This window comes from Kitasatospora sp. NBC_00458, from assembly GCF_036013975.1.
Lineage (GTDB): Bacteria > Actinomycetota > Actinomycetes > Streptomycetales > Streptomycetaceae > Kitasatospora.
Map to the genome: position 1 here is coordinate 4375107 of NZ_CP107904.1, position 25203 is coordinate 4400309.

A 25203-nucleotide genomic window follows, 5' to 3' on the forward strand; every position below is an offset into this window, starting at 1 on the left:
GTGCGAGAGTGTGGTGCGCGACGCCGCCAGTGTAGGGTCCCGCCCGCCTGCCCAGGACACACGGTGGGTGAGCAGCGGTAACGCTCAGGCTCCGGTTTTTAATTTTTAATTGATTATTTGCGCAGCCGGTGCGGTTCCGGCCACAATCAGCGCTTTCATGGCTCAGCCATGAACGTTGGTAACAGATTCGCTGCACTCCTGCCCATTTGGTCCCACCTGGAACGGAGTCTCCACCAGGATGGGCGCCGGGCAGCCTGCTGCCTGCGAACAGCGACAGGGCGGGCGAGCGCCGAGCAGCGGAGCGCCCTGCCCAGGGGAGGAAAGACAACATGGGTCGAGCGACCCGAAGAGTTGCCGCCTGCGCGGCAGCCGTTCTGCTGGCCGGCGGCCTGCAGTCGTCCCTCGCGCACGGTGCCACCACGACGCCCCGGATCGACCTCACGGTCCTGGTCATCAGTGACGGCGGACCGGCGACGGCGGCTATCGCCGCCGAGCTCAAGAGCCAGGGCACCCCGTACAAGATCGTCGATCTCAACGACGCCAACCGTCCGGTGATCGACGCCGCCTTCCTCAGCGACACGCTGAACGGGCAGCCCCGCGGCAAGTACCAGGGCATCGTCCTGCCCAACGACAACCCGTTCGCGGCCGGCTCCGCCGAGATGACCGCGATCGCCGCGTACGAGGCCGCGTTCAACGTCCGCCAGGTCGACGCGTACACCTACGCCCGGCCCGAGGTCGGCCTGAACTGGGCCGTCAACCCGGGCTACATGGGCACCCTCGACGGCTTCCAGGGCGAGGTCTCCACGGCCGGCCTGACGGGGTCGTTCGGGTACCTCAAGGGCTCCGTCCCGTTCGAGGACAACGACCCGGCCGTCTCCGAGAGCTACGGCTACCTGGCCACCCCGCTGGCCACCCTGCCCGCCGGATCGACCTTCACCCCGCTCGTCGAGGTGCCGATCCCGGGCAGCACGGCCAAGGGCTCGCTGGTCGGCGAGTACAGCCACGACGGCCGCAAGGAGCTGGTCGTCACCTTCGTCTACAACCAGTACCAGCAGCAGTACCGCCTGCTGGCCCGCGGCATAGTCGACTGGATAACCCAGGGCGTCCACCTCGGCTACGACCGCAACTACTTCGCGGCCCACGTCGACGACGTCTTCCTCTCCGACGACCGCTGGGACACCGTCCTGAAGTGCACCCCCGGTGACGTCACCTGCCCGCCCGGCACCCCCGAGACGGCCAACCCGATCCGGATGACGGTCGCCGACGCGCAGTACGCGAAGCAGTGGCAGACCGCCAACAACTTCACCATGGACATGGTGTTCAACGGCGGCGGCAGCGAGGACTGGAAGGCCGACCACGAGACCACCACCGACCCGGTGGTGGACCAGATGATCGCCGACCAGACCAGCTACCGCTGGGTCAACCACACCTACACCCACCCGTACCTGGGCTGCCTCCAGGACGTGTCGGTGGTCCCGTGGAAGTGCACCAAGGACGGCGCGGGCAACACCGTCTGGATCGACCAGGCGACCATCAACGCCCAGGTCAAGAACAACCTCGACTGGGCCGCCGCCCGCAACCTCACGCTGGACAAGACGGAGCTCGTCACCGGCGAGCACTCCGGTCTGCTGACCGCCCCGCAGGAGACCAGCGACAACCCGTTCCTGGCGCCCGCGCTGGCCGCCAACGGGGTCAAGTGGACCGCCAGCGACGCGTCCCGAGAGGCCGCCCAGCGGTCCATCGGCTCGGGCGTGCTGACCGTCCCGCGCTACCCGATGAACGTCTTCTACAACGCCGGCACGGCGAAGGAGCAGACGGACGAGTACAACTGGATCTACACCAGCGCGGCCAACGGTGGCAGCGGCGTCTGCGAGAACAACGCCAACTCCACCTGCCTGCCGACGCCGCTGGACGTGAACACCGGCTACCTCTCGTACATCGTTCCGCTGGAGGCCCGGATCGACCTCGGCCACGTGCTGAGCAACGACCCGCGGCCGCACTTCATCCACCAGTCGAACCTGTCCGAGGACCGGATCGTCTACCCGGTGCTGGAGCGGATCCTCTCCACCTACCGCTCGCTGCACGCGGACAACACGCCGATCGTGAACCTGGCGCAGAAGGACCTCGGCGTCGAGTTCCAGCGCCGCGCGGCCTGGAACACGGCGCTCACGTCCGGCCAGGTCACCGCCTACCGGGTCGGCGACACCATCACGGTCAACGCCCCGGCCGGCGTCCAGGTCCAGGCCACCATGCCGACCGGCACCGTCCAGAAGCTGGCCATCGGCACCACCGCGTTCGGCACCGCCTACGCCGGCTCGCTCTCCGGCTGGGTCAAGCCCGGCCAGCTGCAGAGCGGGATCCAGCTGAAGCTGCCGGCCGCCGCCACCCCGGCCTCGGCCCCGGCCGCCGCTCCCGGCGTCGCCGCCAAGTCGGTCACCGCACCGGCCCCGAGCGACACCAAGGTCGTGCCGCAGGGCACGGCGGACGCCGTCCCGGCCGGTCCGGGCGACACCGACCGCACCGACGCCCCGACCCTGGTCCCCGGAAGCGGGGCCCCGGTGGCGGGCAAGGGCGCGGTCACTGGTACCACTGCTGGTAGCACGACCGGTACCGCCGGGAAGGCAGCCGGCAAGGGCACCACCCAGCAGCACGGCAAGGCCTCCGGGGGGAAGGCCGAACCCGCCAAGAAGACCGCCGGACAGCCCGGCACCCGCTAGACAGGTGACCCGGTGGCGGGCCGGTCCTCCCGGCCCGTCACCGGAACCACCCGACCCGGCCACCACGGCCGGGTGCTTGACGCAAGAACAGGAGGGGGGACAGAGATGCGCGTCACCCTGCTCACCGAGGGGACGTACCCGCACCAGCACGGTGGTGTCAGCGTCTGGTGTGACCAGCTCGTCCAGGGCATGCCGGACGTCGACTTCGACATCATCGCCGTCACCGGAACCGGCCACGAACCGCTGGCCTGGGAACTGCCCGCCAACGTGCGGTCCGTCACCACGGCCCCGCTCTGGGGTCCGGCCTCCGACGGCCGGGCGCCACGCGGCAAGGAGATGCGGCGTTTCCTCAACGCGTACGAGCGCTTCCTGCACTCCATCCTGGACCCGGTCTACACCACCCACTTCGGCACCGAGCTGTACGGCTTCGCCGACCTCGCCCAGCGCGGACTGCTCAGTCCGGCGCTGCGCAGCGAGCGGGCCCTGCGCACCCTCCAGCACGTCTGGACCCGCGAGTACCTCTCCACCGCCGTCTCCCGGCCCACCCTGCACGACGCGCTGAACGCCACCGACCTGCTGGAGCACGCGCTGCGGCCGCTCTCCGCCGAGCCGCCCCGCGAGGGCGTGGCGCACGCCGCCAGCGGCGGCCTCGCCACCCTGCCCGGCCTGATCGCCTCACAGCAGTACGGCGTACCGTTTCTGCTCACCGAGCACGGCATCTACCTCCGCGAGCGCTACCTCGGCTACCGCACCGGCCCGTACCGCTGGCCGGTCAAGGCCCTGCTGCTCGGCTTCTACCGGATGCTCGCCGAGGAGAGCTACCGGCGGGCCGCGCTGGTCACCCCCGGCAACCGGTACAACCGGCGCTGGGAGGAGCGCGGCGGCACGCCCTCCGCGCACATCCGGACCGTCTACAACGGCGTCGACCCCGCGGCCTTCCCGCCCGCCGGGCCCGAGCCGGAGACCCCCACGCTCAGCTGGGCCGGCCGGGTCGACCCGATCAAGGACCTGGAGACGCTGATCCGCGCCTTCGCGATCGTCCAGCGCGAGATACCCGACGCGAAGCTGCGGCTGTTCGGCGGCACGCCCAAGGGCGGCGAGGCGTACCGCGACGGGTGCATAGCCCTGGCCGCCGAGCTCGGCATCGCCGACTCGGTGGTCTTCGAGGGCCGCGTCGCGGACATCACCGACGCGTACGCGGCGGGGAACGTGGTGATGCTCTCCTCCATCAGCGAGGGCTTCCCGTTCACCCTGATCGAGGCGATGTCCTGCGGCCGCTCCACCGTCTCGACCGACGTCGGCGGTGTGCGGGAGGCGGTCGGCGACACCGGCCTGGTCGTCCCGCCGCGCGAACCCGAGCCGATGGCCGCCGCCGCGATCGAGCTGCTGCGCGACCCGGAACGGCGGGCCCGGCTCGGCGAGCAGGCCCGGCTGCGGGTCATCGAGCAGTTCACGCTCCGCCAGAACATCGACGGCTTCCGCGGCATCTACACCGAGCTGCTGGGCACCTCCCGCTGGCTGCCGGAGGGCGTGGTCGCGGTCACCGACGGCCCGCCGGACCCGGACTGGGAGCAGCCGTCCGAGCACGAGCGCAGCGAGGTCACGGCATGAGCGGCCCGCTCCGCCTCGTCCCCGACGAGGCCGGTCCCGACTGGGCCGAGCAGACCGTGCAGCTGCGCACCCTCCCCCCGCGGGGGCGGCGCCGCCCGACCCTGCCCGCGCAGCTCCCCACGCCGGTCGAGGACCCGCTCGACCTCTCCCCCGACCCGCTGGACGAACTCGCCGAGCGGCTGCGCGACGTCTGCGCGGACGCCGTCCACCCGTACGAGATCGCGGCCTTCCTGGAGTCCGACGGCCTCTCCGACGAGCAGGCGGCCCTGCTGTACGGCCGGCCCGACGCCTTCACCGTCGCCGCCGAGCTGTTCGAGAAGGTCGAGCGCCGCTACCCCGGGCCGAGCGCGGAGTTCGCCAACCCCTGGCGGGCCGACCCGTGGCGCTGCGTGGTGCGCGGTCTGGTGTTCGCCCTGCCCGGCCTCGGCTACCTGCTCGGCGCCAACCTGTTCGCCGCCGACCGGATGCGGTTCGGGCTGCCCTCGGGCATGCTCGCGCTCTCCGTCGCCACCCTGGTGAGCTGGGCCTGGAACCAGGCGCTGGCGCACCGCGCGTACGCCTGGCTCGGCCGGGGCCGGCGCCGGTCCGCCGGGGCCTGCCTGGCGATCGGGGCGCCGCTGGGCGCGCTGGTCGCGGCCACCGCCGGGTACGTGGTCGGCGGGCCGCTGGGCGCGCTGTGCTTCGCCGCCGGGCAGTCCGGCTACCTGGCGGCGGCCACCGTGCTGCTGGTGCTCGGCCGGGAGAAGTTCCTGCTGCTGGCCCTGGCGCCGTCCGCGGTCGGCGCCGGCGTGGTGCTGGCCGTCGACGTGCCGCAGACGGTCCGCACCGCGGTGCTGCTGGCCTCGCTCGGCCTGGCGATCGGCCTGGCCGCCCGGGAGCTGGTGCGCTGCCGGCGCGGCGAGGCCGAGCCGGTGCCGCTGCGGCTGCCGCTCGTCAAGGAGGTGCCGCACCTGCTGTTCGGCCTGGCCGTCGGCACCCTGACCATGATCGCCGGCCTCGGCGTCACCGTGCACGAAGCGGTGCGCACCGGTGCCGCCGAGGGCGCCTCGGCCAGCCCGACGGGGCCGGCCATGATCGCCCTGACGCTCAGCCTCGGCCTCGCCGAGTGGCTGCTCTTCCGGTACCGGGCGATGGCCGTGGCCGCGCTGCGGACCAGCCACACGCCGATCGAGTTCGTCCGCCGCACCGGGGGCGTGCTGCTCGGCTGCCTCTTCATCTACCTCACCACCGTGGCCGCCCTCGACGCCGCCGCCACCGTGCTCTGGCCCGGCGCCCCGGCGCTGGGCGTCCCGGAGCTCGGCGCGCTGCTGCTGCTGGGCGGCTCGCTCTGGCTGGCGCTGCTGCTGAACGCCTTCGGGCTCAGCTGGAGCACCGCCCTCATCTGTCTGGCCGCCGCGGGTGCCGAGTGCGCCGGGCTGCTGACCGGTGTGGACCCGACCGTCCTGCAGCTGATCGGCTGCGGGGCCGCGGCCGCGGTCCTCACCGCCATCGCCGGGCCCGTGCTCGGCCGCACCACCAAGCACCGCTGAACCATCCCCGGCCGGGTCACCACACCGTCCACACACCCGGCCGGGTCGAGCAAAACAAGTCCCCAGAGAGAAGAAAGCGAATCACCGCATGAGCAGCGTCGCCGTCACCGGAGCCGAAGGCTTCATCGGCTCCCACCTCGTCGAGGCCCTGGTGGCCGACGGCCATCACGTCCGCGCGATGGTCCAGTACAACTCGTTCTCGTCGTTCGGCTGGCTGGAGACCCTCTCCAAGGAGGTGCTGGACTCGGTCGAGATCGTCCTCGGCGACGTCCGCGACCCGGGTTCGGTCAACGGCCTGGTCAAGGGCACCGAGGCGGTGTACCACCTGGCCGCCCTGATCGCGATCCCCTACTCGTACCAGGCACCGCACTCGTACATCGAGACCAACGTGACCGGCACCCTCAACGTGCTGGAGGCGGTGCGCCACCTGGACATCCCCCGCCTGGTGCACACCTCCACCAGCGAGACCTACGGCACCGCGCAGACCGTGCCGATCACCGAGGACCACCCGATCAACACGCAGTCCCCGTACGCCGCCTCCAAGGCGGGCGGGGACCGGCTGGCCGACAGCTACCACGCGAGCTTCGAGACCCCGGTCGTCACGCTGCGCCCGTTCAACACCTTCGGTCCGCGCCAGTCGATGCGCGCCGTCATCCCGACCGTGATCGCCCAGCTGGCCGCAGGCGAGACCGAGATCACCCTCGGCGACCTGCGCCCGACCCGCGACTTCATGTTCGTCAAGGACACCGCGCTGGCCTTCCGCACGGTCGGCACCGCCCCCGCCGAGGCCGTGGTCGGCCGGACCTTCAACGCCGGCACCGGCGGCGAGATCTCGGTCGGCGACCTGGTCTCCCTGGTCGGCAAGCTGATGGGCGTCGACGTCACGGTGAAGGAGGACGAGCAGCGGATCCGTCCGACCAACTCCGAGGTCATGCGCCTGGTCGCCGACGCGACCCGGCTGCGCGCCGCCACCGGCTGGACGCCCGCGCACTCCCTGGAGGAGGGCCTGGAGCAGACCATCGAGTTCTTCCGCGACCCGGCCAACCTGGCCCGCTACAAGACCGACATCTACAACGTCTGACCAGCCCGCCTTCCGTCCGCTCCCGGCATCGAAGGCCCCTTTGTCGCACCGACTTCCGTGGGGGAAACACCATGCACGCAGTGATCCTGGCCGGTGGTAAGGGCGTCCGTCTCCGCCCCTACACCACTGCGCTTCCCAAGCCGCTCGTCCCGATCGGCGACCAGCACGCGATCCTGGAGATCGTGATGCGCCAGCTCGCCGCCGCGGGCTTCAAGACCGTCACCCTGGCCATCGGCCACCTCGGCCACATCATCCGCGCCTACGTCGGCAACGGCTCCCAGTGGGGGCTGCGGGTCGGCTACGCCGTCGAGGACAGCCCGCTCGGCACCCTCGGCCCGCTGCTCACCATGCAGGACCGGCTGCCCGAGCACTTCCTGGTGATGAACGGCGACGTGCTCACCGACCTGGACTTCGCCGGTGTGCTCAAGCACCACGAGGCGGCCGGGGCGCCGCTCACCATCGCCACCTACGCCCGCCAGGTCAAGATCGACTTCGGTGTGCTGACCACCGAGTCCGGCTCGATCACCGGCTTCCAGGAGAAGCCGACCATCGACTACCGGGTCTCGATGGGCGTGTACGGCGTCTCGCGCTCGGCGCTGGCCAAGTACACCCCGGGTCTGCCGCTCGGCTTCGACGAGCTGGTGCTGGACCTGCTGGCCGCGAAGACCCCGCCGGCCGCCTACGAGTTCGGCGGCTACTGGCTGGACATCGGCCGCCCGGACGACTACGACCGGGCCAACGCCGAGTTCGCGCTCAACCGCTCGCTGCTGCTCCCGGGCGAGGAGGCCGAGGGCCTGTACGCCGTCCCGAGCGGACAGGAGCTGCCGATCCCGGCCGCCCGCACCGCCCCGGACACCGCCGCCGACCAGCCCGCCTCGGTGGGCCAGGCCGGTTCCGAGAACGACGGACGGGCCGCGTGAGAATCCTGCTGCTCGGTGCCGACGGCTTCCTCGGCCGGCACGCCGCCACCGTCCTGCGGTCCCTGCCCGGTGCCACCGTGCTGACCGCCGGGCGGCGGCCCGACCACGACCTGCGCCTCGACCTGGCGGCCGCCCAGGCCGGCCCGCTCGGGGAGCAGCTGGCCGCGCTCGCGCCCGACGCGGTGGTCAACTTCGCGGGTGCGGTGGCCGGCAGTGCCGTCACGCTCGCCGAGGTCAACGCCCGGGGCCCGGCCGTGCTCTGCGAGGCGCTCGGACAGGGCGTCCCGGAGGCCCGGCTGGTGCACATCGGTTCGGCCGGCGAGTACGGCGTCTGCGCCCCCGGCGACTCGCTCGCCGAGGACTCCGACGCCCGCCCGGTCAGCGTCTACGGCGCCACCAAGCTGGCCGGCTCCCTCGCGGTGGCCGGCTCGCCGCTGGACGCCGTGGTGCTGCGGGTGTTCAACCCGGTCGGCCCGGGTGCCCCGGCCGGCTCGCTGCCCGGCCGGCTGGCCGCCGAGCTGCGCCGGGCCGCCCCGGACGGCGCCGAAGGCGTGGTGAAGGTCGGGGACCTCTCGGCGCACCGCGACTTCGTCGACGCCCGGGACATCGCCCGTGCGGTCGGCCTCGCCGTCACCGCCCGGGGCCCGCTGCCCCGGGTGCTCAACCTCGCCTCCGGAACGGCCAGGCCGGTCCGCGCGATCGCCGACGGCCTGGCCGCGGCGGCCGGGTTCACCGGCCGGATCGACGAGAGCGGCGCCGGTTCCGAGCGGTCCACGGCCGTCTCCTGGCAGCAGGCCGACGTGTCGGCCGCCGCCCGGGCGCTCGGCTGGCGGCCGGAGACGGGTCTCGACGAGACGCTGCGCGACCTCTGGCTCTCCACCGGCCCGCTGGTCGCCGCATGACCGGCGCAAGCCACCACGACGGCCGCCTGCTGGTGCCGCTGTACGTCCACCCCGCGGTGGACCCGGCGGCCTGGCAGGCGGTCGCCGCCGCCGACCCGAAGCGGATCGCCGCCGTCGTGCTGAACCTCGCCGACGGCCCCGGCGAGCCCGACCACGTCTTCACCGAGGCCGCGGAGCAGCTCCGCGGGGCGGGCCTGCCGCTGCTCGGCTACGCCGACACCGACTACGGCCGCCGGCCGCACGCCGCCGTGGTGAACGACATCCTGACCTACCGTCAACGGCACGGGATCACCGGCGTCTACCTCGACCAGGTGTCCACCGCGCCGGGCGCCCTGCCGCACTACCGGCGGCTCGCCACCGCGGCCCGGGCCGCCGGCTGCGCCACCGTGGTGTTCGGCCACGGCGACCACCCCGATCCGGGGTACGCCGAGGTGGGGATCGCGGACCTGCTGGTCACCTTCGAGGGGGACTGGGCGGCCTACCAGTCGCTCACCCTGCCGCTCTGGACCGGCCGGCACGCCGCCGCCCGGTTCTGCCACCTGGTCTACGACGTGCCCGCCGAGCGGGCGCGCGAGGCCACCGCACTGATCGCCGCCCGCCGGGCCGGCGCGGGCTGCGCGGTCCCGGGCTCCGGGGAGAACCCCTGGAGCACGCTGCCGCACGACCTGACCGTCCCCGGACTGGCGTCCCAGGCATGACGCCGACGGTCCCGCGCCGCCGACCCGGCGCGGCCCGGCCGGCCACCGTCGCATCGCCCGCCGCCGTCGCGGCCCGACCAACCCGACCGGCCCGACCGGCCCGACCGGTCACCGCGGCACCGGCCACCACTCGGACCGGCCGCCGCCGGACCGACCACGCCCCGATCGCCCGTCACCGACCTGCCCGTCACCGAACGGACCTGACCCGACCCGGAGTTCGAGCACCGTGACCCGCCGTACCCGGCCCCTGCTGGCCGCCCTCGCCCTCGCCACCACCCTGCTGGCGACCTCGTGCAGCAGCTCCGGCCCGGAGGACGAGGACGACCCCTCGGCCGACGCCACCGGCGCCCAGCCCCCGGCGGCCACCGCGGCCCCGGTCCCCGGCAGCCCGACCACCCCGGCCGACTCCCCGTCGGACCCGGCCGGCACCCCGGCGACCACCCCGCCCGCGCCGGGCACGCCGCCCGGCACCACGCCGCCCGGGACCCCCGGCACCCCGACCGCCCCCGCCCCGGGGACCCCGGCGGGCACGCCCGGCACGCCGACCGGCACGACCCCGGGCACCACACCGGGCACCCCGCCCGGCACCACCACCGGGACACCGGGCGGCGGAACGCCGGGCGGCACCTCGAACGGCGCCCGCTGGCAGCCCACCCCCGGCCTCGCCTGGCAGTGGCAGCTCGGCGGAGGCGTCGATCAGTCCGTCGACGTCCCCGTCTACGACATCGACGGCTTCGAGACCGACGCCTCGGTGGTCGCCGCGCTGCACGCCAAGGGCCGCAAGGTGATCTGCTACATCAACGCCGGCTCGTGGGAGGACTTCCGCCCCGACTCCGCCGCGTTCGCCAAGGCCCTGCAGGGCTCCGGCAACGGCTGGAAGGGCGAGAAGTGGTTCGACATCCGCAAGCTCGACCAGCTGAAGCCGCTGATGGCGGCACGCTTCGACATGTGCAAGCAGAAGGGCTTCGACGCCGTCGAGCCCGACACCATCGAGGCGTACAACCAGAACAGCGGCTTCCCGCTGACCGCCGAGGACCAGCTCCGGTACAACCGCATGCTCGCCTCGCTCGCCCACGAACGGGGCATGGCGATCGGCCTGAAGAACGACCTGGACCAGATCCCGGCCCTGCTCGCCGACTTCGACTTCGCCGTGAACGAGGAGTGCGCCGAGTTCAACGAGTGCGGCCGCCTCTCCCCCTTCATCCAGGCGGGCAAGGCGGTCTTCCACGTCGAGTACAAGCTCGGCACCGAGCGCTTCTGCTCCCAGTCCAAGTCACTGGGGCTCAGCTCGATGCAGAAGAAGCTCGAACTGGACGCCTGGCGGAAGCCCTGCTGAGGAAGAAGGGCCGCAGAGCCGCCAGGCATTCCATCGCGAGGGTTACTTGACGGCGAGCCAGATGACGGCGCCCACCACGACGAGGGCGACGACGGCGACCAGCGCGATCACGCCGGTGCGGTTGTTGCTGGTGCCGTAGGTGTTGACGGAGCCCGGCGCCTGGGGTGCCGGGGTCTCGTCGACGAAGGCCCGGAACATCTGGGTGCTGCCGGCGGGGTCGTAGTCGTTGTCAGCCATGGCACGGACTCTAACGAATCCCGGGACCCGGCCGACACCCCGGTGTGCCCTCCCGGGCAGTCCCGGTGCGGGGCTCCGGCCGGACCCGCCCCGCACCACCCCGGCGCCGGGCCCGCGTCCGGCCCGCGTCCGGCCCGCGTCCGGCCCGCGGCACACCCGCGGCACGCCCGTGGCAGGGTCCCAGGCCCGTGCCACGGGCGTGCGCCACGGGCATGCGCTACGGGCGTGCGAAAAGCCTGTGAAGTCTGCCGGACCCGCGGAATGACCGCCCACCCGATCCGGTTGACTCGGATCATGACCGGAATCCACAGCGACGCCCCCCGTTATGTGCGGCTCGGCACGTCCGACCTCTCGGTGTTCCCGATCTCCCTCGGCGGCAACGTCTTCGGCTGGACCGCCGACGAGTCGCAGTCCTACGCCGTCCTCGACGTCTACGCGGAGGCCGGCGGCAACTTCGTCGACACCGCCGACACCTACTCCTCCTGGGTGCCCGGCAACGCCGGCGGCGAGTCCGAGACGATCATCGGCAACTGGCTGCGCAAGCGCGGCAACCGCGACTCCGTGGTCATCGCCACCAAGGTCGGCCTCCACCCCGAGGCCCGCGGTCTGAGCGCCGCCAACATCAAGGCGTCCGCCGAGGGTTCGCTGCGCCGCCTCGGCGTCGACCACATCGACCTCTACTACACCCACCAGGACGACGACACCCCGGTGGAGGAGTTCGTCACCGCCCTGGACGAGCTGGTGCGCGAGGGCAAGGTGCGCGCCGTCGCCGCCTCCAACATCGGCGCCGAGCGGCTCGCCGAGGCCCTCGACTTCGCCGGGCGCGAGGGCCTGGCCAAGTACTCCGCCGTCCAGCCGCACTACAACCTGGTCTCGCGCGGCACCTTCGAGGGCCCGCTGGCCGACGTGGTCGCCGAGCACGGCCTGGCCACCGTGCCGTACTACGCGCTCGCCTCCGGTTTCCTCACCGGCAAGTACCGCCCGGGCGGCGAGGGTGTGGACAGCGCCCGCGCCGAGGGGGCCAGCCGCTACCTGGCCGACGCGCGCGGCCCCAAGGTACTGGAGGCGCTGGACACGGTCGCCGCCGAGCAGGGCGTCGAGCCCGCCTCCGTCGCCCTGGCCTGGCTCGCCGCCCGCCCCACGGTCGCGGCCCCGATCGCCAGCGCCCGCACGGTCGGGCAGCTCCCGCCGCTGCTGGCGGCCGCCTCGCTGGAGCTGACCCCCGCGCAGACCGCCCTGCTGGACGCCGCCTCCGCCTGAGCGCCGCGGCCTCGACAGCACGGAGGCTGTGGACGGACCCGCACGGGGCGGCGGGCCCGTCCACAGCCTGTGGACGACGCGGCCGCGCTACGGCCGACCGAAGTGGGTCGGGTGGAAGCCGCTGCTGATCGTCGACACCCGGACCGTCCTGCCCGGCCGCGGCGCCTCGACGAACTTGCCGCCGCCCAGGTAGATCCCCACGTGGTGGATGCCCGAGGCGCGGCCGCTGTCCGACCAGAACAGCAGGTCACCGCGGCGCAACTGGCCGGCCGTGATCGGCGTGGTCGCCGCGTACTGGTCGTCGGCCACCCGCGGCAGGCGGATGCCCGCCCGCCGGTACGCCTGCTGCACCAGTCCCGAACAGTCGTAGCCGGACGGGCCGTTGCCGCCCCAGACGTACGGCTTGCCGAGCTGGGCGAGCGCGTAGTCGAGCGCCGACTCGACGTTCCCGGAGGCCTGCGCGGCGTCCGGGAACGGCCGGGGGGCCGGTTTCACGGGTGCCGGCGACGGTGCCGGGCCGCCACCGGACAGGCCGGTGCGGCTCAGGTAGACGTCCAGGTGGCTGGTGTACCGCCACTCGCCGGCGCTGTTCTTGAACCAGTACTTCGACCCGTCCCAGCCCTGCCGCACCCCTGGGGCCCCGGCCGCCGGGCCGTTGGAGACGATCGCCTTGCCGCTGGCCCCGGACGCCGGGCCTGAGCCGGCCGCGGCCCCCGGACCCGACCCGGAACCGGCCTGGGCCGCTCCGCCGGAGCCGCCCGTCTTTCCGGTGCGGCCGAGGTAGACCTCGTAGTGGCTGGTGTACCGCCACTCACCGCTGCCGTTCTTGAACCAGTACCTCGAACCGTCCCAGCCCTGCTTGCCGGGCGCCGCGTGCGCGGCCCCCGCACCGGCGGTCAGGCCGACCACCCCGGCGCCGGCCAGCACGGTGGTGGCCAGGCAGGTACCGCGCACCGCGCGGTGTATTCGCCCGCCGCCGGACGACTCCGCCACCCGGGCACCGCGCGGCCGGACCGCGCAGGCCGGGCAGGCACAGCCCGCGACCGCCGGGCCGCTGCCGAAGCTCTCCTCGAAGCCGATCAGCGCCGCGTCCGCGTCGAACGCGGACCCGGAGTCGGCTCCAGGGGCGGGGGCGGGGGCGAACCCGGAGTCGGCTCCGGGCCCGGGACCGAGGGCGAATCCGGCGTCCGGGCCGGTGGCTATCCTCATGCCGGTCGTCCTTCCTTCCGCCCGGCCCTGACGGCCGGGGACGGTACCGAGGCGGCCACTCCGGCCGGGGCGACGAAGGCGACCAGCAGCTGCTCCATCAGCGCGCTGCGGGCGGACTCGTCCAGTTCGTGCGCGGTGGCCCGCTCCAGCCGGCGGACGGCGAGTGCCGCCGCCTCGACCGCGTCGTCCACCAGCACCGTGCGCAGACCAGCGTCCAGATCGGCCAGCCGGCGGCGGCGCATCGACTCGGCCACCTCCGGCGCGTAGTCCAGCGCCAGGGGCTGCGCCGAGTACACCTCCAGCCCGGCCGGGGCGACCTCGGCGGCCAGCGCCCGGGTCAGCTCGTCGGCGAACCACTGGCCGTCACGCAGCGCCGGGCCGGGAGCGGCGTTGCTGTCGCACGGCAGCGTGGAGGCGGTCCGGGTGAGCACCGCCTGGACCTGCTCGCGCAGGTAGCTCTCGTGGTCCTCGATCGCCAGCATCGCGCGGGCGGTGTCCTTGACCCGCCAGACGATCAGCAGCCGGACGACGATCGGGGTGCCGGTGCGGTCGACGACCTTCACCGGCTCGCTGCGCCAGTGCCGCAGCCGGACGTCCACCCGGCGGCGGCGCAGCAGCGGGTTGACCCAGACCAGGCCGGTGCGGCGGACGGTGCCCCGGTAGCGGCCCCAGCGGGTGAGCACCCGGGTCTCGCCGCCCGCGTTGGCCAGCAGCCCGGCCAGGGCGAGGACCACCAGCAGCCCGGCGGCGGTGACGGCGGCCACCGAACCGGTGCTCACCCCGGCCGTGCCGCCGGCCCGGACGGCGGCGGTGCGCAGGTCGGGGAGCGTGTCCCAGTACGGGATGACGCCGTCGCGCAGCAGCACCAGCAGGACGGCCGCCGTACCGAGCAGCAGTCCGAACAGGGCGACCCAGCCGGGCAGCGCGGCAGCGGCGTGCTCGCGCAGCGCCTGGTCCGCGCGCGGGGGACGGCGCGCGGTACCGGCGGTGGGCGCGCCCACGGGGAGCACCTCCGGCTCGACCGGGCCGTCCGGCCCCGTGTACTCGGCCGCCTCCAGCGGATCGCGCAGGTCGACCGGCACACCGGCCGGTCCCGGGACCACCGCCAGCGGAGTGGTGGCCGGTCCGTTGTCGACCGGCCCGGCGGGCTTCGGCGGCTTGGGCGCCCTGACCAACGGGCTGGAGCCGGAGGCGGAACGTTCCGGCAGCACCGGGGGGAGTGCCTTGGGCGGGTTGTCGGGTCGCTGCGAAGAATCGCGGGTGACGTCCATGCACGGATCCTCAGGTTCAGTGTGTCGCGCAACGGGCGGCCCGGATCTGACGGGCAGTGCCAGAGTCAGGCTAAGTTCATACGTCATCAAATGCGACATTTGAGCTACTGCGTGTCGACATTTACTGACGAATCATCTGAAGCCGGACCTGACGCGCAGGCACGTGAGCGGATGGTGGGAGCGGTTCAGCGCCGTCGGGCGCCGGGACCGCGGGCGAGCACCCGGCGGGTGATCAGCGCGACGCCGGTGAGCACCAGCAGGACTCCGGCGAACGCGCCGCGCCAGCCGTCCGACCGCTGCCGGTCGGACACCGCGGACGACGACGCGCCCGGCCCGGCGGGCGGCTGCTGCTGCTGTTCCCGCGCGGGAGGCGCGGCCAGTGCCCGGCCGGCACCGGTGGAGGCGTCCGCCTCGGCGGACACCTGCCCGGCGCCCCGCGCCTCCGCGACCCCGGCCGCCGGGGCGGACGCGGTCTCAGGGGCGGACGCGGCGGCCGTGGGCGCCGGGGTGACGGACGGGATCGGGGACGGGGACGAGGAGGGGACCGGGGACGAGCCCTGCGACGGGGACTGGGTGTGCGACGGGGAGTGCGACGGGGAGGGGGATGGCGAGTGGGACTGTGAGGGGACCGCGGACGGGGACGGGACGGACGAGCGGGACGGGGACGCGGTCGGGGACGGGCCGGCGGTCGGGCTCGCCTTGGCCGTTCCGGCAGCACCCGCCGTTCCGGCCGCCCCGGCCGCCCCGGGCACGGAGGTCACCGAGGGCGACGCCGTCACGGGGTGCGCCGAGGGCGACGCCACCGGCCCGACCCCTCCACCCGTGACCGGCGGGACGACGATCGGCAGCAGCCCCGGTGGGACGGAGTCGAAGACCGGCTCCGCCGTGGGTGCGGACGAGGCCCCGGGAGAAGCCGCCGAGGTCGGCACGACCGGGGACGGGGACGGGGACGGCGTGGGAGCCGTGGGTGTACCGGTCGGCCCCGACGGAGCGGGTGCCGACGGCGAAGGGACGCCCGGCGTCGGTGCCGCCGGAGCCGCCGGCCCCGACGAAGGTGCGGGGGAGGAAGGGACGGCCGAGGGCGAGACCGTCGGAGGCGAGACCGTCGAAGGCGCGGGTGCACTCGGCGCACCGGTGGTCGGCGCGACCGGCGACGGCGCCCCGGCCGACGGCGTGGCGGCCGTGGGAGCCGCCGGTGCCGGTACGGACACCGCCCCCGTCGACGGCGCGGCCGACGGCGACGCCGGGGCCGACACCTCCGCACCCGGTACGGGAGCCTGCGTGGGCACCGCCGTCGGCACCGCGGTCGTCGGCACGGCGGTCGCCGTCGATGCAGCGGTCGCCGTCGGCGTGGCCGTAGCCGTAGCCGTAGCCGTCACCGTCGGAGTGCCCGTCACCGTCGGCGTGGCCGTCACCGTGGGTACGGCCGCCGTCGGCACCGCGGTCGCCGTCGGCGTGGCCGTCGGGGTCGGCACGGCCGTCGGCACCGGGACCGTCGGCGGCTGGACGGCCGCCGCCTCCACCCGGACCGCCACCGCGTCACCCGCCGTCCCGTTGCCCGCCTGGTCGGTGGCCGTGACGACCAGCCACTGGTCGCCGTCCGGCAGGTCGCGGTTGGCCGTGCAGGTCCAGCCGCCGTCGATGGCGGCCGTCGCCCCGCAGGCGACGATCCGCTCGGTCGAGGCCTCGCTCCCGGAGCGCGCGGTGACGATCACCCGCGTTCCGGGCTCCGCCTTACCGGCGAGCCGGGGCCGGGCGGCCCTGACGGTCTCTCCGGCGGCCGGCTCGGTAAGCACCGGGCGGTCCGGCGACACGGTGTCGACGATCAGCGTGACCGTCCGTCCGGCCGTCCGGTTCCCGGCGAGGTCGGCGGCGGCGGGGGTGAGGCTGTGCCGCCCGTCGGCGAGGTTCTCCACCGGCAGGCAGGACCAGCCTCCGTCGGGGCGGACGGCCGTGCCGCACAGCTCGGCCGCGTCGGCGGCCGGTGCGCCGGCGGGCCGGTCGGTGATCGTCACGGTGCTGCCCGGTTCACCGGTGCCGGTCAGCTGCAGCCCCGGGTCGTTGGTGAACTCGGGGAGGGTGAGGTCGGGCGCGGCGGGGGGCGCGGTCTTCACGGTGATCCGGACCGGTTCGCCGCGCAGCACCAGGCCGCCGGCGGTGGTCTCGACCGGGGTGAGGCTGTGGGCGCCGCCGGAGAGCGCGGTGTCCGGGCGGCAGGACCAGCCGCCGCCCCGGGCGACCTTGCTCCGGCAGACCGCCGTGTCGCCCTCGCGGATCTCCACCGTGGCACCGGCCACCGCACCCTCGCCCGAGATCCGGGGGCGGGTGTCGGCGGTCGCCGTGCCGTCGACGGGTTCGGCGATCTCCGGCCGGGAGGCGCCGACGGTCAGCCGGATCCGCTGGTCGGAGACCTGCCCGGAATCGGCGAAGCCGCCCGCCGCGACCAGTTGGGCGGCGTCCCGGCCGATCCTCAGCCGGGCCCAGGTGTCGCCGGACGCGGCGTTGCCGGGGACGGTCCACTCCAAGGTGGCGCTGCGCCCTCCGGCGGCGACCTCCGTCTGCACCCGCTCGACCGGGTCGAACCGCCCGTTGCGGTCGAAGTCGACCCAGCCGGCCAGGGTGGCGGACGCGTCCCCGACCGCGACCGGGACGGCGAGCCGGTAGTAGTGCCCGATCCCCGCCTCCGTCGGGTAGCCGACGGCCGGGTCGGCGCCCTGGTACTCGCCGCGACCGGGCTGGAGCTGGGGCGGCGGCGGGCTGGACCAGACGCTCCGGCCGTCCTCGCCGTGCTCGGTGCGGACCAGCGGCTCGCCCGCCCGGTCCGCCGGCTGCTCCCCGGCCGGTTCCCCCGCCGGAGCTCCGGCGGGCCCGCCCGCGCGGCCGGCGTCGGGCTGCTGGAACACCCGGACGGGCCGTCGGGCGTCGCGGGCCGCCTGGGTGGCGTCGCTGCCCAGGAAGAGGTCGGTGACCAGGTGGGAGGCGTTGCCGTAGCGCTGCGGGGCGGTGCCGACGCCCTCGTCCAGGGTGACGGTGGAGGCCAGGGTGAGCGGGAGGGGTGCGGTGGTGGAGCCGGCCCGCGCGGTGGAGCGCTGTTCGACCCGGAAGACCGCCGAGGTGAAGGTGCCGGCGAGTTCCAGGCTGCCCTCGGAGGCGGACCCGGCCGCCCCGTCCGCCGTGCCGTCCGCGCCGGCGGGGGCGAGCACGTTGCCGTCGACCGTCCAGCCGGGCCAGTCGGTGCGGTTGACCAGGGTGGGTCCGCTCGGCGTTCCGCCGGTGAGGGTCAGCCGGGTCGCGGTGCTGGTGCTGCCGGATTTCCCGGTGGCGATTCCGGCCAGTCCGCTGAGGTGCAGCCGGGGATTCCGGACGGCCCGGGAGAATGCCAGCCGGAGCGTTCCGACGGTCCGCCAGGAACCGTCCGCCTGCGGACGGTTCTCGGAGATCCGGAAGGTCTGCGCGGGATCTCCGGGCCGGACTCCGTCCGTGTAGAGCGCGGCGGAGCGGCCGCCGCCCCTGCGGTCCGCCAATTCGCCGGGTTCGGCGGTCACGGCCGTCCCGGGCGAGGCGGAGAGGTCCAGTTGGACGGAGAGTCCGGAGGGCAGCACCGCGCGGTGCTCGCCCGACCAGGCGCCGGGCGACTGCTGGGCGGCCGAGGGCGGCGGGTTCCAGCCGATCAGCAGCCCGGCCGCGAGGACCACGGCGGCGCCGGCCGCGGCCGGGAACTGTCGCCTCATCCGGCTCTCCTTCGGTATCGGCTGCCGGCATCGCCGTGATCACCGGGCAGTCTGGACACAAGATCTGACAAAACGGAATCACGATCCTGGGCCGGTCATACTGCGACACCTGCACCATTGGCCGTATGACACCCGATTGGCGGCCCTCCGACCGGCAGGACGGGATGTACCCGAAAGGGCTGTATTTCATCCATTAGGCGGCGTATCGCGGGGAATACCGACGAATCCAGCCGGCGGTCACGGCGCAGTATCTGACCATTCATCGGACAACTCTGTTCGAATTACCGGCACGCTCAGTAGAGTCGGGGCCCGTGACCATCAACCCCGTTCTCATCAAGAGCAGTTTCGCGGTCGTCGAACCGCACGGCGTCGTCGTCGCCGAGTACTTCTACCAGCACCTGTTCGAACACAGCCCCGGGGTCCGCGGGCTCTTCGCCGAGCACATCGACGAGCAGCGGGACCGGCTCTGGGCGGCGCTCGGCGTGGTGGTCGCCCACCTGGAGGAGACCGACACCCTGGTCGGCGTCCTCCGCGACCTCGGCGCCCGGCACGCCCGCTACGGGGCGCTCGTCGAGCACTTCCCCGCCGTCGGCGCCAGCCTGCTCGCCACCCTGGCGCACTTCGCCGGGGAGGCCTGGACCGAGGAGACCGAGGCGTCCTGGACCGCGGTCTACGGCGTGATCACCGACACCATGGGCCAGGCGCTCACCACCGCGCAGAACGCCTAGGGCGCGCCGCGGTGCCCTTCGACCCCGCGGTCATCCGCGCCAGCTTCGCCGTCGTCGAGCGCCGCGCCGACCACATGGCCAAGTACTTCTACGCCCACCTCTTCGCCCACAACCCGGGCGTGCGGGCACTCTTCCCCCGGGAGATGGCCGAACAACGGGACCGGCTCTTCGCCGCGCTCACCCAGATCGTCCTCCGGCTGGAGGAGCCCGAGCAGCTCACCGGGTACCTCCGGGCGCTCGGGCGCGACCACCGCAAGTTCCAGGCCGCGCCCGAGCACTACCCCGCCGTCGGGGCCAGCCTGATCGCCGCCCTGCGGCACTTCTCCGGACACTCCTGGACACCCGGGATCGAGAAGGCCTGGACCGAGGCCTACACCGTGATCGCCCAGACGATGGCCGGGGCCGCCGCCGAGACCCGCCCCGAGGCCCCCGCCTGGTGGGAGGCCGAGGTGGGGGCCCGCCGGCGGGCCGCCCCCGACATCGTCGTGCTGACCCTGGTGCCGATGCGCCCGTACCCCTTCGTCCCCGGTCAGTACCTCACGCTCAGCAGCCCCCGGCTGCCACGGGTCTGGCGCCCCTACTCGATCGCCAACGCACCGCGCTCCGACGGCACCCTGGACGTGCACGTCCGCCGGGTGCCCGGCGGCCTGCTCAGCACCGCCCTGGTCGAGGACGCGATGCCCGGCGAACTGCTGCGGCTCGGTCCTCCGCTCGGCGACGCCGTGCTCGACCCGGACTCGCGCCGCCCCCTGCTCGCGGTGGCCGGCGGCACCGGCTGGGGCCAGGTCCGGGCGCTGCTGGAACAGCTCGCCGCCGGCCCGGCCGAGCGCGACGTCACCGTGCTGCTGGCCGCCCGCTCGGAGGCCGAGCAGTACGACCTGCCCGCGGTGGAGCGGCTGCTCGCCCGGTACGGCCGGCTGCGGGTGTTCCCGACCTCGCCCGCGCGGGGCCACGGCCGGGGGCACGACCGGTGGCACGAGGACGCCGCCGCCCCGGTCCGCGACGCGCTCACCCGGCACGGCCACTGGTCGGGCTGGGACGTCCACCTCAGCGGGCCGCCGGGCCTCGCCCCCGCGCTGGCCGCGCTGCTCACCGACCTGGGCGCCGACCCGGACCTGATCCGGTACGACCCGGCACCGGTGACCTTCAACCGGGCCAGACCGCTGACCTCCTCGGAGTGGTTCCTGGACCGGCGCGACGTCCCCTGGATCAACCGGACCGAGCTGGGATGACCGCCGCCCCGGCCCGGCGGCGGAACGCCAGGAGCCCCCGGCCGATGGCCGGGGGCTCCTCACTGGTGCGCTCAGCAGGATTCGAACCTGCAACCTCTTGATCCGTAGTCAAGTGCTCTATCCGTTGAGCTATGAGCGCAAGTACCGGGCGGACCCGGTCTTGCGGGGTTTGGTGCGCTCAGCAGGATTCGAACCTGCAACCTCTTGATCCGTAGTCAAGTGCTCTATCCGTTGAGCTATGAGCGCTCGCCCTGGTGAACGTGCCAGCGGGGCGTTGCGGGGACAACATTACATGACCTGTGACGCGGGGCGAAATCGATTGATCCGGGCGCCGGACGCGCGGCCGGCCCCCGGCGCTTCCGCGCAGCACCCCCGGCACCCGGGAGCCCCACCGGCAGCCCCGCGGGCGACCCCGCCGTGAGACGCCCAGGGACGGCCGGGGGAACGGCCGGCAACCGTCCGGGGAATCCGCTCCGGGAAACCCGGAACGGCCGGAACCGGGCCCGGAGACGCGAAGAGCCCCGCCGACGTGACCGTCGACGGGGCTCCCGGCTGCGGAGGCTGAGGGATTTGAACCCTCGATCAGGAATAACCCCGAAACCGCATTAGCAGTGCGGCGCCATAGACCGGACTAGGCGAAGCCTCCTCCACATGGAGCAAGCCCGCGTGCGCGGACCCGTTCCTTGTGCCTGTGATGATGCCACAACCCGGGGGCCCGGCACCAACCGCCGACAACGTTACTAGGCGGGTCGTCCCCGCCGCAAAGAAGAATGAGATACTGCCTTCTCCGGAGAGAGCTGCCCTGAGCCGAGGAGACCTGTCGACGTGAGCAGCAGGCCGATCCGAGGCGCTGCTCGCCTCGCCGCCATACTCGACGCCCTGCCTGACGCATTGCTGCTGGTGAACAGCAACGGCACGGTCGTCGACGCCAACAACGCGGCCGTGCACGCGCTCCAGACGCCCGGCACCTCGTTGGTCGGGATGGGAGTGCTGGACCTCCTGCCCGAGTTCGACCCGAGCCGGATCCCCGGTTCCATGCGGCCCGCCGCCCGCGAGGACGACGCCCTCGACCGGCCGGTGCGGATGACCGCGCGCCGCACCGACGGCAGCACCTTCCCGGTCGAGGTCTCGGGCAACGACTTCGACGACGACGGCAGCGGCGGCAGCGACGGCCGGGGCTACGCGCTCTCCCCGCTCGCGCCCTACGACCCGTACCGCGAGGGCTCCCGCTCCTCCGACCTGCTCCTGCTGCTGGTCCGCGACCTGTCCAGCCGGCTCGGCGTCGAGGCGGAGCTGCGCCGGCAGCACAAGCAGACCGAGATGATCCTGCGGGCCGCCGCCGAGGGCGTGCTCGGCGTCGACCTCGAAGGCCGCTGCGTCCTGGTCAACCCGGCCGCCGCGCACATCCTGGAGTACCGGGCCAGCGAGCTGGGCGGGCGCGAGCTGCACCCGCTGATCCAGCACTCCCGGGCCGACGGCACCCCGCTGGCGCTGGAGGAGTCCGCACTCCTGGACACCCTGACCTCCGGCCGCAAGCACCGGGTGCGCGGCACCGTGCTCTGGCGCAAGGACGGCCGGCCGGTCACCGTCGACCTCACCACCGCCCCCGTCCGGGACGGCGACCAGCTGGTCGGCGCGGTGATGACCTTCACCGACCGCAGCCGCGAGCTGGCCCTGGTCGCCCGCAACGAGCACCTCACCGCCGTTCTGGAGAGCGAGCTGGGCGGTGCGCTGACGGCGCTGCACCGGCGGATCGACGCGCTCGCCGCCGACCCGGCCGGACAGCTCTGGCCGGAGGCGAACTGGACCCTGCGCCGGCTGGCCGACGAGTGCCGCCGGTTCGGCAAGCTGATCGACGGCGTGCTCGCCCACCAGCGTTCCGAGGCCGGCGAGTGGGCCCACGCCTCCGGTGCCGCGGGCGGCGGCCCCCTGGGCTCCGACGGCCCCGGCTCCGCCGCCGAGGGCAAGGCGGAGGACAAGACCGGGAAGAAGGCCGCCGACCGGGTGCCGGTCGCCCTGGACAAGGTGGTCCGCCGCGCGGTCGAGCACGCGGGCGAACTGGTCGGGGCCGGCCGGGTGCGGTTCTCCGTGCACGCCGCCGCCGTCGAGGTCATCGCCGACGAGCAGCGGCTCGCGCAGGCGCTGGCCCACCTGGTCGCCGACGTCAGCGGCGTCGGGCTCTCGCTGGACGCCGACCCCGGCCACCCCTCCCCCGGCCTGGCCGGCCCCGGGCTCGACCCGGCCGGCGGCGCCGCCCTGCCCCCGGGCGGCGGGGAGGCTCCGATGGTGGTGCTCGCGGCCGCCCAGCGCGGCGAGGTCGCCCGGGTGGAGATCCGCGGCCCCGGCCGCGGCGGCAGCCCCGTCCACCTGCCGATAGCCCGTGCGGTGGTCGAGCGGCACGGCGGCGTGCTCCAGCCCCACGAGCTGCCCGGACGCGCCGGCACCACGTACGTCGTCGAGCTGCCGCTGGACCCGGCCGCGGCGAAGGCCGCCGCCGAGCGCGCGGGCGCCGAGGGCCGGTCCGACCGGCCCAAGGAGAGCGACAGCGCCGTCCTGCCGGACCTGCCCGGCATCCCGCAGCTGCCCACCGCGCGCGGCGAGGAGTCCGCCGCCGAGCCGGCGGCCGGAACACCCGGTGCCGAACCGACGGCGGAAACCGGGGGCGGCGCCATCGCCCTGCCCGCCGGACCGTCCGGGCCCACCGACCCGGCCGGACCCGCCGGACCCGAGCGGGCCGCCGAGGGTGCCCCGGCCGAGGAGCCGCCCGCCGAACGGCGCGGACGCCGCGGCCGGCCCTCCGCCGAGGAGGCCCCGGCGGACCGGACCGCGGACCAGTCGCCCCCCGGGCACGCCCCGGGACAGCCCGACCAGCCCTCCGAACGGCTCACCGAACGGCCCGCGGGCCAGGACGGCGCACCCGGCGACGCCCCGGGCGCTTCCGCCCCCGTCCCCTCCTCCGCCGCCGTCCCGGCCGACCAGTGGCCGAACGCCCCGGCACGCATCGAGCGGGCCGTCCCCGAGCAGTGGAACGGCACCGGGAACGACCCCGCGTACGGGCGGCAGGGCCTCGGCGGCCCGGCCGGCCCCGACAGCGACCCGTGGGGCAAGGACGACGGCCGCTCCGGCACGGCGTACGCGGTGCCGGTCGGCGCCGGCCGCTCCGACGAGCACACCGAGGGGCACGCCGAACGGCGCGGCGACGGCCGTGGGCCCGGCGGCGACACCGCTCCGCGCGGCCCGTTCGCCCTCGGCCCGGGCACCGGCGCGACCGGTGCCGACGGCCCGACCGGCGCCGACGGTGCGGCGACCGCGCCCGCCGGTCCCGGCCTGCCCGGTGCGCCCGGTGCGCCGGGCGGCCCGGAAGGCGAGGCCGGCCAGGAGCCCAAGCCGTCCGGGCGGCGCCGGGCGCTGCCGGGCGCCGAGGACTCCTCCGGCGGGTTCGCCCTGCCCGGCGTCACCGACACCCCCCTCTACCCGGGCCTGGAACACGCCCTGCCCGTCGGCCCCGCGCCCGTCCAGCCCGAACCGGCCGCCGCGCCCACCGGCCGGCGCCGCCGGCTGGCCGTCCCGCCCGGCCCCGGCGCCGAGACCGCCGGTGCACCGGACGCCGCCCCGGCCAACCCGTCCGCGCTGCCCGCGCTCCCCCCGGCTCCCCCTGCCGCCCCGGCCCCCGACGCCCAGCGGGAGGACGGCCCCCGCCCGGTCGGCACCGGACTCGGCGAGCTGACCCCGCCGCGCCCCCTCGGCGCGCCGGGCCTCCCCGCCCCCGGAGCCACCCCGGTCGGGCCCGTCGCCATCGCCCCCGACGCGCCCCAGCCCGCCGCGGAGAACCGGCCGGTCCCGCGCCCGATGGCCGAGCTGCCCGCCGCGCCGAGCTCCCGCGACGAGGCCGGCGGACACACGCCGATGCCCACCCCGGCCCCCGACGGCGGCCCGCGCCGCCTGCTGGTCTGGCCCGAGCCCGACCCCGCCACCCGGCAGGCGCTCCAGGAACGCGGCTACCACCCGGTGATCGTCCGCTCCCGTGAGGAGGTGGACGCCCAGGTCGCCGGATTCCCGGCCGCGCTCTTCGTCGACCCGCTGACCGGCCCGATCACCCGCACCGCGCTGCAGTCGCTGCGCACGGCGGCGCTCAACAGCCGCGTCCCGGTGCTGGTCACCGCCGGCCTCGGCCAGGCCACCCGGGACGCCGCGTACGGCGCCGACCCGGCCGTCCTGCTGCGCGCCCTCGCCCCGCGCGACGGCGAGAACCACGCCCCGCGCGTCCTGCTGGTCGAGGGCGACCCGGACATCGCCGCCGCCATGATCGGCAGCCTGGAGCGGCGCGGCATGCACGTCGAGCACGCGGTGGACGAGAACGACGCCGTCGCCCGGGCCAGCAGCGTGCAGCCCAACCTGGTGGTGATGGACCTGTTCCAGATCCGCCGCCGCCGGGTCGGCCTGCTCGACTGGCTGCGCGCCAACGACCGGCTGCACCGGACCCCGCTGGTCGTCTACACCTCGGTGGACCTCGACCCGCGCGAACTGCCCCGGCTGCGCACCGGCGAGACGGTGCTCTTCCTCGCCGAGCGCTCGACCGGCGCCGACGTCCAGTCCCGGATCGTCGACCTGCTCGGGCGGATCGGCACCATGGGCGAGGCGGGCGTCGCCGCCGCCGGCTGACCTGCCGAGCGGATCCCGCCCCTCGTGTCCGGCCCCTCGTGTCCGGCCTGTCGTGTCCGGCCCCTCGGGCCGGTCGCAG

15 protein-coding genes, 3 tRNA genes and 1 pseudogene are annotated in these 25203 nt (G+C 74.7%); 12 read left to right on the top strand and 7 right to left on the bottom strand.

Going from position 1 to position 25203, the window contains the following annotated elements; all coding sequences use genetic code 11:
• Positions 1-329 precede the first annotated feature (329 nt).
• The 8 genes and pseudogenes from OG550_RS17975 (at position 330) to OG550_RS18010 (ending at position 10794) form a co-directional block, all read left to right on the top strand.
• Positions 330-2717 (top strand): hypothetical protein, encoded by a 2388-nt coding sequence (locus OG550_RS17975; RefSeq protein WP_327678778.1) that lies wholly within the window; start codon positions 330-332, stop codon positions 2715-2717.
• Between the two features lie 105 nt (positions 2718-2822).
• The gene (gene pelF, locus OG550_RS17980; protein ID WP_327678779.1) at positions 2823-4328 is read left to right on the top strand and encodes a GT4 family glycosyltransferase PelF; all 1506 of its coding nucleotides are present in this window, start codon (positions 2823-2825) and stop codon (positions 4326-4328) included.
• On the top strand, positions 4325-5857 hold the full coding sequence (locus OG550_RS17985; protein ID WP_327678781.1) for a hypothetical protein: 1533 nt from the start codon (positions 4325-4327) through the stop codon (positions 5855-5857). Before pelF ends, OG550_RS17985 begins: the two co-directional genes overlap by 4 nt.
• Positions 5858-5945: 88 nt before the next feature.
• The gene (locus tag OG550_RS17990) at positions 5946-6938 is read left to right on the top strand and encodes an SDR family NAD(P)-dependent oxidoreductase (protein ID WP_327678783.1); all 993 of its coding nucleotides are present in this window, start codon (positions 5946-5948) and stop codon (positions 6936-6938) included.
• A gap of 71 nt (positions 6939-7009) precedes the next feature.
• Positions 7010-7717: pseudogene (locus OG550_RS17995) on the top strand (nucleotidyltransferase family protein); the annotation flags it as partial.
• Positions 7718-7854: 137 nt separating this feature from the next.
• Positions 7855-8760: an NAD-dependent epimerase/dehydratase family protein gene (locus OG550_RS18000; protein ID WP_327678785.1), complete on the top strand. Its 906-nt coding sequence runs from the start codon at positions 7855-7857 to the stop codon at positions 8758-8760.
• Positions 8757-9458 (top strand): spherulation-specific family 4 protein, encoded by a 702-nt coding sequence (locus OG550_RS18005; RefSeq protein ID WP_327678787.1) that lies wholly within the window; start codon positions 8757-8759, stop codon positions 9456-9458. The genes OG550_RS18000 and OG550_RS18005 overlap by 4 nt, the downstream gene beginning before the upstream one ends.
• A gap of 226 nt (positions 9459-9684) precedes the next feature.
• Positions 9685-10794: an endo alpha-1,4 polygalactosaminidase gene (locus tag OG550_RS18010; protein WP_327678789.1), complete on the top strand. Its 1110-nt coding sequence runs from the start codon at positions 9685-9687 to the stop codon at positions 10792-10794.
• A gap of 42 nt (positions 10795-10836) precedes the next feature.
• Here the strand turns inward: OG550_RS18010 and OG550_RS18015 are convergent, their stop codons facing one another.
• The gene (locus OG550_RS18015) at positions 10837-11031 is read right to left on the bottom strand and encodes a hypothetical protein (protein ID WP_327678791.1); all 195 of its coding nucleotides are present in this window, start codon (positions 11029-11031) and stop codon (positions 10837-10839) included.
• A gap of 294 nt (positions 11032-11325) precedes the next feature.
• Between OG550_RS18015 and OG550_RS18020 the strand changes: the two genes are divergently transcribed.
• Positions 11326-12291, top strand: coding sequence for an aldo/keto reductase (locus OG550_RS18020; protein ID WP_327678793.1), 966 nt, complete (start codon positions 11326-11328; stop codon positions 12289-12291).
• A gap of 87 nt (positions 12292-12378) precedes the next feature.
• Here OG550_RS18020 and OG550_RS18025 read toward each other — a convergent pair whose 3' ends face one another.
• The 3 genes from OG550_RS18025 to OG550_RS18035 all read right to left on the bottom strand — a co-directional run bounded on the left by OG550_RS18025 (position 12379) and on the right by OG550_RS18035 (position 18502).
• The gene (locus OG550_RS18025) at positions 12379-13500 is read right to left on the bottom strand and encodes a C40 family peptidase (RefSeq protein ID WP_327678795.1); all 1122 of its coding nucleotides are present in this window, start codon (positions 13498-13500) and stop codon (positions 12379-12381) included.
• The gene (locus OG550_RS18030; RefSeq protein WP_327678797.1) at positions 13497-14771 is read right to left on the bottom strand and encodes an SPFH domain-containing protein; all 1275 of its coding nucleotides are present in this window, start codon (positions 14769-14771) and stop codon (positions 13497-13499) included. The genes OG550_RS18025 and OG550_RS18030 overlap by 4 nt, the downstream gene beginning before the upstream one ends.
• Positions 14772-14956: 185 nt before the next feature.
• Positions 14957-18502: an Ig-like domain-containing protein gene (locus tag OG550_RS18035; RefSeq protein WP_327678798.1), complete on the bottom strand. Its 3546-nt coding sequence runs from the start codon at positions 18500-18502 to the stop codon at positions 14957-14959.
• A gap of 311 nt (positions 18503-18813) precedes the next feature.
• Between OG550_RS18035 and OG550_RS18040 the strand changes: the two genes are divergently transcribed.
• On the top strand, positions 18814-19230 hold the full coding sequence (locus OG550_RS18040; protein WP_327678800.1) for a globin domain-containing protein: 417 nt from the start codon (positions 18814-18816) through the stop codon (positions 19228-19230).
• 11 nt (positions 19231-19241) lie between these two features.
• Complete coding sequence (locus OG550_RS18045; RefSeq protein WP_327678802.1) at positions 19242-20462, top strand: globin domain-containing protein; 1221 nt, start codon at positions 19242-19244, stop codon at positions 20460-20462.
• A 63-nt stretch (positions 20463-20525) separates the two neighbouring features.
• On the opposite strand, the gene OG550_RS18050 is transcribed toward OG550_RS18045, so the two are convergent.
• The 3 genes from OG550_RS18050 to OG550_RS18060 form a co-directional block, all read right to left on the bottom strand.
• Positions 20526-20601 (bottom strand) — tRNA-Arg (locus tag OG550_RS18050).
• 31 nt (positions 20602-20632) lie between these two features.
• A tRNA-Arg gene (locus OG550_RS18055) sits at positions 20633-20708 on the bottom strand.
• Positions 20709-21017: 309 nt separating this feature from the next.
• A tRNA-Ser gene (locus tag OG550_RS18060) sits at positions 21018-21108 on the bottom strand.
• Positions 21109-21287: 179 nt separating this feature from the next.
• Between OG550_RS18060 and OG550_RS18065 the strand changes: the two genes are divergently transcribed.
• Positions 21288-25124 carry a response regulator gene (locus OG550_RS18065; RefSeq protein ID WP_327678803.1) on the top strand — a complete coding sequence of 1279 codons (3837 nt, stop codon included), beginning with the start codon at positions 21288-21290 and terminating at the stop codon, positions 25122-25124.
• The last annotated feature ends 79 nt before the right edge of the window (positions 25125-25203 follow it).